This is a genomic window from Rhodomicrobium sp. (assembly GCF_047605405.1).
Taxonomy (GTDB): domain Bacteria; phylum Pseudomonadota; class Alphaproteobacteria; order Rhizobiales; family Rhodomicrobiaceae; genus Rhodomicrobium; species Rhodomicrobium lacus.
On the sequence record NZ_JASGFR010000071.1, the window covers coordinates 1 to 5,629 of the forward strand.

Genomic DNA, 5,629 nt, shown 5'->3' on the forward strand with positions numbered 1-5,629 from the left:
CGTCCGGTTCCAAAGCCCTGCCTCCCATTGAGGTCGTGGCCATGACCGTCGAGCCGGAAGACATGCCTCAAGAGCTTGACGCCATAGGCTCGCTCTCGTCGCGACGACACAGCATACCCGCGGCGCTTACGGCAAGGCCGCGTAGAACAAAGCGCGCCTACCGAGGCAGAATGCCCCGTGTGAACAGCGCAATGCAGGCGCGCAGATAGCGTTGCGGTCGCCCCGGTCTGGCCACTCCGGAATGCCGGGCGGAGGCAGGGCGACGGCGCGGAACATCAGATCCATGAGCGCCAGAGTCGCATCGTCCGCATTGTCGAAGGTGATCCGTCCTTTTTCCTTCTGCGTTTGAAGCCAGAAGGCGAGTTCGCGCATCGACCAGTCGCCGCCGCGTTCGTGGAGCAGGGCTGCGAGTTCGGGATAGTGCTGCCCCTCAATGAGAACAAAGCGGATCAGCGCCTTCCGCTCGCGGTCTGCTTCCTCGTCGATATCCACCAGAAAAATGCGGGCGAGCGCTTCCTCGATCGGCAGATCGTCATAGTCGCCCGGAAGGGCGAGCATCTCCTGCCGGTGATCGTCGATGATCGCGGCGAACACGTCGATCTTGGTGGGAAACAGCCGGTAGAGGGTGGTTTTCGAGATGCGGCAGCGGGCGACGATGTCCTCCATCGTCGTGCGGCCATAGCCCTTTTCGCAAAAAAGCTCACGCGCCCGGCGTGCGATGGATAGCGCCTGCTCGGCGTCTGACATGCGCTTAGGGCGCCCGCGGCCCCGCTGTGGCGCGAATGCCTCGGACGCAAACCTTTCGCGATCCTTAACGGTTGACATCAAAGCTCTCAAAAAAAATATAGGTACGGCGTCGTATCTTAACGCGGAAAAGGACGCCGTCGAAGGTGTGATGGGGATCGTGGGCTTCGGTTTCGGCGGCGAGGGGCAAAATGTCGGCGTTGCCTTCGTCCGGCTCAAGGATTTCGAGAAGCGCAAATCGAAGGATTTCTCGGCCGCCTCCGTAGCGGGTCGGGCGATGATGGCCTTTTCACGGATCGCCGGTCCAGAGAGCAAGCTCGCCCCATACAGGCTGGCCTTCGCCCAGCATGGAACTTGAATCACTGTTCGCGCAGGATGGGAATCCCTGGCGGTTCGATTAAAGTCAGAAAGACTTCTAATTACCGGCCGCGTATAGGGAGCGGATTGCGCCGAGGTAACGCGCTGCTTTCTTGAATTTCAAAGTAACAATTGATCTAAATAACCTTATTATAGCGCGCCTTTTTTCTTTTCTCACATCAAATATCAAATTATACTTTTGCGATATTATTTTTTTTGACCTTGTCTCATGTAACGCTCTAAAATAATGCAAATTGAAGTCATTTCCAGATGACGCTTTCTTGCGATGCAGAACGATAGAGGCTGGAACATAAATGAGACGCTTTCCATGCTTTCTCAGGCGATAGCAGAGATCGTCATCTTCATAGTATAGAAAAATCGTTTCATCAAAGCCGCCGATATCATTAAATATTTGTCTATTGCAAACCAATGCCGCCCCATCGATGAAATCAACTTCCGTGTCGACCTTTGGCACGCACTCATCATCGATGTATTTTCTGTTTTGATCCAAAATATAGGATTTGTTTCGGAACGACTTGCTTAGGCCACGAGTTCTGACTGCGGGACCAAAGGCAGCCGCGTCGGGATGTTCCATGATCGCCTTTTCGATCTCGAGCACGGAATTTTTCGTAATAGCCGCATCGGGATTCAGAAAATATACGTGGGATGTCGTCAGTATTTTTGCCGCCTGATTGCAGGCGGCGCCGAACCCCAGATTTTCGGTATTAGCAATTACCTGATGGCCGAAATTTCTGGCTATTTCTACGGAACGATCGCGACTTGCGTTGTCGACAATCACAACCGGATACTCAGACGGTATGCTTGCCAGGCACTCACGCAAGACGCTCTCACTATTGTATGTTACTATTGCGAAGCCGATGGATATCGAATGGTCACTCACCTGCGGCTTTTCCATATGATGTATCCAGAACGTGGTTCAGAGCCTGTTCCCAAGGCTCGGGATGGTAATCGAAGACCTGTTTCAGCCGCTCGGCTGACAAACGTGAGTATTTCGGTCGAGGGGCCGGGGTCGGATACTCGACGCTCGGAATTGCACGGATCTTCGAAGCCTTCAGGGGAACGCCGCGGCGCTTCAGTCCGTCAACGATTGCAGAAGCAAACCCGTGCCAGGATGTCCATCCGGACGCGGTAAAATGAACAAGCCGCGATGCTCTCGCGAAAAGCTCAGGCAGAGCGGGCTGACCCTGCCTCACAATATGCCCGACGAAGCTCGAGATCTGCACTGATGAGGTAGGCGTGCCGAGTTGATCGCTTACCACGGCCAGTTCGGTTCTCTCGGTAGCGAGCCGAGCCATTGTCTTCAGGAAGTTCTTTCCATGGTCCGAGTACACCCACGCTGTTCTTATGATCAAACAAGGCGCTTCGGAGGAAAGAAGGAGCCTTTCGCCCTCCGCCTTCGACTTTCCATAGACAGAAAGCGGACAGACCGGGTCTGTTTCGGAATAAGGCTCGGACGCGTCGCCGTCGAAAACATAGTCCGTCGAAAAGTGAATGAAAGGCACGTTCTCTTCGGCGCCCCAGCGCCCCATCGCACCGACAGCGGTCGCGTTGACGGTCCAAGCTTGGTCCTGCTCCGTCTCCGCCCGGTCAACGGCAGTATAAGCCGCTGCGTTGATTATAAGGTCGGGCTTCGCGCTTTTGAGAAAAGCACCGATTCCTTGCGGATAGGAGAGATCGAGATCGCTTCTGGTGGCGAGGACCAGATCCGTAAAGCCCGCGAGTTCCCGAGCAAGCGCAACTCCGACCTGACCGCCGGCGCCCGTGATGAGGATGCGCATCGGTATCAGCCCTCAAATCGCGGAAGCTTCTCGATCAGGTCTCGAAGCAGCGGCGCCGCTGCGTCCTTCTCCGAAACGATCGGCTCCACGACTCCCCAATCGATGTTTATCTCGGGGTCATTCCAGCGAATGCCGACTTCGCTCGCTCGATCATAAGGCGCGTCGCACTTATAAAGCACGATGGTTTCGTCCGTTAGCGCCACAAAGCCATGGGCAAAGCCACGCGGAATCCAAAGCTGCCTGTGATTGCGATCATCGAGACGCACCGACACATGGCGCCCGAATGAAGGGCTGCCGACGCGCACGTCGACCGCGACGTCATTTATGGCACCGCGTAGAACCGTCACAAGTTTTCCCTGCTGAACGGGGTTCTGCAAATGGAGCCCCCGGATTACATCCTTGCGGGATACAGACACGTTGTCCTGCACGAAGCTTCGGGTGATCCCGGCGTCGCGATATCGGTCGGCACTGAAACTCTCAAAAAAATAGCCGCGCGGGTCCGGAAACACGGCGGGTTCTACGACCTTGACTTCCGGCAGATTTTCCTCCCAAACGCGCACGAGTTCCCCCTTCCGAGCCGCAAAAACTCTATCAACAGATTTTATGAAATAGCTCCAGCCCCCAGGCGTTGCAACCCCCGATCGGCTGGGATATGGGTGATTATATAGTTTTTTAGGATAGGGTTATGAAAGGTATCATTTTAGCTGGTGGGTCTGGCACGAGGCTTTTTCCAAGCACGATATCGGTGTCGAAGCAACTTCTGCCTGTCTATGATAAGCCTATGATCTATTACCCGCTCAGCACGCTCATGCTGGCGGGTATCAGGGACATTCTGCTTATTTCCACGCCGAGGGATCTGCCGTCCTTCCGAAACCTGCTGGAAGACGGTTCGCAATTGGGTCTCAACATCTCATACGCGGAGCAACCGCATCCTGAAGGCCTTGCCCAAGCCTTTTTGATCGGCGAGCGCTTTATTGGCGATGATGCGGTCTGCCTCGTTCTGGGAGACAATATCTTCCACGGGCATGGGCTGCCGGAGCTGCTGTCAAAAGCCGCTTCGCGCGAGAAAGGCGCGACGGTTTTCAGCTACCGGGTCAAGGATCCAGAGCGCTACGGCGTCATAGAGATTGACGGAGGAGGGCGAGCCGTATCAATCGAAGAGAAGCCCAAGCGTCCGAAATCCAGCCTCGCGGTCACAGGTCTGTATTTCTATGACAGCCGCGTTGTCGAAATCGCCAAATCCTTGCGCCCATCTCCACGCGGCGAACTGGAAATCACCGATGTCAATGCCGCCTATATGCGCGACGGCGAGCTGCGCGTCGAGATCATGGGACGCGGATTCGCCTGGCTCGACACAGGCACGCACGGATCTCTCGTTGAAGCGAGCCAGTTCGTGCAGGTGATCGAAAACCGGCAGGGTCTGAAGATCAGCTGTCCGGAGGAGATCGCGCTGCGCATGGGCTTCATCTCGCCGGAGACGTTTTTTGCGACGGTACGGCGGTGTGAAAAAAGCAGCTACGGCGAATACCTGCTCTCGCTGCCGCAAATGGCGCCGGAGCTGTTCCCGCAGAACCCCGCATTACTGACGCAGGTGGCGTGACATGGCAGCGAAACGCATTGTTGTTACTGGGGGGTATGGCTTCATCGGATCGGCCCTGATCCGGCTGCTCCTGTCGGAGACAGATCACGAAGTCCTCAACGTCGACAAACTGACCTATGCGGCCAACCTTTCTTCAATCCCTCAGGCCGACGGCAACCCCAGATATCGATTTGTCAGGGCGGATATCGCCGATGCGTCGACGATCCGAAATGTGTTCGAGGATTTCCGGCCCGACGCGGTGATGCATCTTGCAGCGGAAAGCCACGTGGATCGCTCGATCGACGCTCCGCAGGAATTCATTAAGACAAACGTGGTCGGAACCTTCACACTGCTTCAGGAAGCGCTTCGCTATTGGCGGACGCTCCCCGTTGAACAGGGCGCCCAATTCCGCTTCCTGCATATTTCGACCGACGAAGTGTTCGGCTCGCTCGGCCCTGCGGGCGCGTTCACAGAAGATAGCCCGTATCAGCCCAACTCGCCCTATTCAGCCAGCAAAGCGGCCTCGGATCATCTCGTGCGCGCCTGGCATCACACTTTCGGTTTGCCGACGCTTGTCACAAACTGCTCCAATAATTACGGACCCTATCAGTTTCCCGAAAAACTCATCCCCCATATGATCATCAAGGCCCTGAGCGCGGAGCAGCTGCCGGTTTATGGCGACGGGCAGAATATCCGGGATTGGCTATACGTCGAAGATCATGCGAGAGCGCTCCTTCTCGTATTGGAAAAAGGCGAGATCGGGGAAACTTATAATATCGGCGGGAAGAACGAACGCACAAACCTCCAGGTGGTTGAAGCGATCTGCGGCCAGTTGGACGGCATCTCGCCCCTTGAACGGGGAGCCCGCAGGGATCTCATAAGCTTTGTCACCGATCGGCCCGGTCACGACCGCCGCTATGCCATCGACGCTTCGAAGATCGAACGCGACCTCGGCTGGCGCGCGCAAAAGACACTCGATACCGGGCTTGAAGAGACCGTCCGCTGGTATATCGACAATCGCGTCTGGTGGCAGGCCGTTCTCGATGGCGGCTACAAAGCGGATAGGATTGGAACGAGCTGACATTGTAGGCCACAGCTGGCCGGTGCGATCATCGTCGCGACCGCGTTTCCTACCAGTCCCGACCTAGGT

The 5,629-nt window shown here is 56.1% G+C and carries 7 protein-coding genes; 3 read left to right on the top strand and 4 right to left on the bottom strand.

The features are described from left to right. Positions 1 to 126 precede the first annotated feature (126 nt). Entirely contained in the window at positions 127 to 747 is a 621-nt protein-coding gene (locus QM659_RS16685; RefSeq protein ID WP_415189286.1) for a TetR/AcrR family transcriptional regulator, read from the bottom strand. Positions 748 to 895: 148 nt separating this feature from the next. Here QM659_RS16685 and QM659_RS16690 point away from each other — a divergent pair, with 148 nt between their 5' ends. Further along, the gene (locus QM659_RS16690; RefSeq protein ID WP_415189287.1) at positions 896 to 1,102 is read left to right on the top strand and encodes a hypothetical protein; all 207 of its coding nucleotides are present in this window, start codon (positions 896 to 898) and stop codon (positions 1,100 to 1,102) included. A 57-nt stretch (positions 1,103 to 1,159) separates the two neighbouring features. Here QM659_RS16690 and QM659_RS16695 read toward each other — a convergent pair whose 3' ends face one another. Genes QM659_RS16695 through rfbC form a run of 3 tightly spaced genes read right to left on the bottom strand, consistent with a single transcriptional unit; the run spans position 1,160 to position 3,460 of the window. After that, a complete protein-coding gene (locus QM659_RS16695) occupies positions 1,160 to 2,017 on the bottom strand; it encodes a glycosyltransferase family 2 protein (protein ID WP_415189288.1) in 858 nt (285 codons plus the stop codon). Continuing rightward, a complete protein-coding gene (gene rfbD, locus QM659_RS16700) occupies positions 1,995 to 2,900 on the bottom strand; it encodes a dTDP-4-dehydrorhamnose reductase (RefSeq protein WP_415189289.1) in 906 nt (301 codons plus the stop codon). The genes QM659_RS16695 and rfbD overlap by 23 nt, the downstream gene beginning before the upstream one ends. 5 nt (positions 2,901 to 2,905) lie before the next feature. After that, entirely contained in the window at positions 2,906 to 3,460 is a 555-nt protein-coding gene (rfbC, locus tag QM659_RS16705; RefSeq protein WP_415189290.1) for a dTDP-4-dehydrorhamnose 3,5-epimerase, read from the bottom strand. A 125-nt stretch (positions 3,461 to 3,585) separates the two neighbouring features. Between rfbC and rfbA the strand changes: the two genes are divergently transcribed. Together rfbA and rfbB are read left to right on the top strand one after the other, a co-directional pair. After that, the gene (gene rfbA, locus QM659_RS16710; protein WP_415189291.1) at positions 3,586 to 4,500 is read left to right on the top strand and encodes a glucose-1-phosphate thymidylyltransferase RfbA; all 915 of its coding nucleotides are present in this window, start codon (positions 3,586 to 3,588) and stop codon (positions 4,498 to 4,500) included. A gap of 1 nt (position 4,501) precedes the next feature. Then, a complete protein-coding gene (gene rfbB / locus QM659_RS16715; RefSeq protein ID WP_415189292.1) occupies positions 4,502 to 5,560 on the top strand; it encodes a dTDP-glucose 4,6-dehydratase in 1,059 nt (352 codons plus the stop codon). Positions 5,561 to 5,629 lie beyond the last annotated feature (69 nt).

Coding starts and splice junctions, on each gene's coding strand:
- rfbD (WP_415189289.1), bottom strand. CDS start 2,900: ATGCGCATCCTCATCACGGGCGCCGGCGGTCAGGTCGGAGTTGCGCTT.
- rfbA (WP_415189291.1), top strand. CDS start 3,586: ATGAAAGGTATCATTTTAGCTGGTGGGTCTGGCACGAGGCTTTTTCCA.
- QM659_RS16685 (WP_415189286.1), bottom strand. CDS start 747: ATGTCAGACGCCGAGCAGGCGCTATCCATCGCACGCCGGGCGCGTGAG.
- QM659_RS16690 (WP_415189287.1), top strand. CDS start 896: ATGGGGATCGTGGGCTTCGGTTTCGGCGGCGAGGGGCAAAATGTCGGC.
- QM659_RS16695 (WP_415189288.1), bottom strand. CDS start 2,017: ATGGAAAAGCCGCAGGTGAGTGACCATTCGATATCCATCGGCTTCGCA.
- rfbB (WP_415189292.1), top strand. CDS start 4,502: ATGGCAGCGAAACGCATTGTTGTTACTGGGGGGTATGGCTTCATCGGA.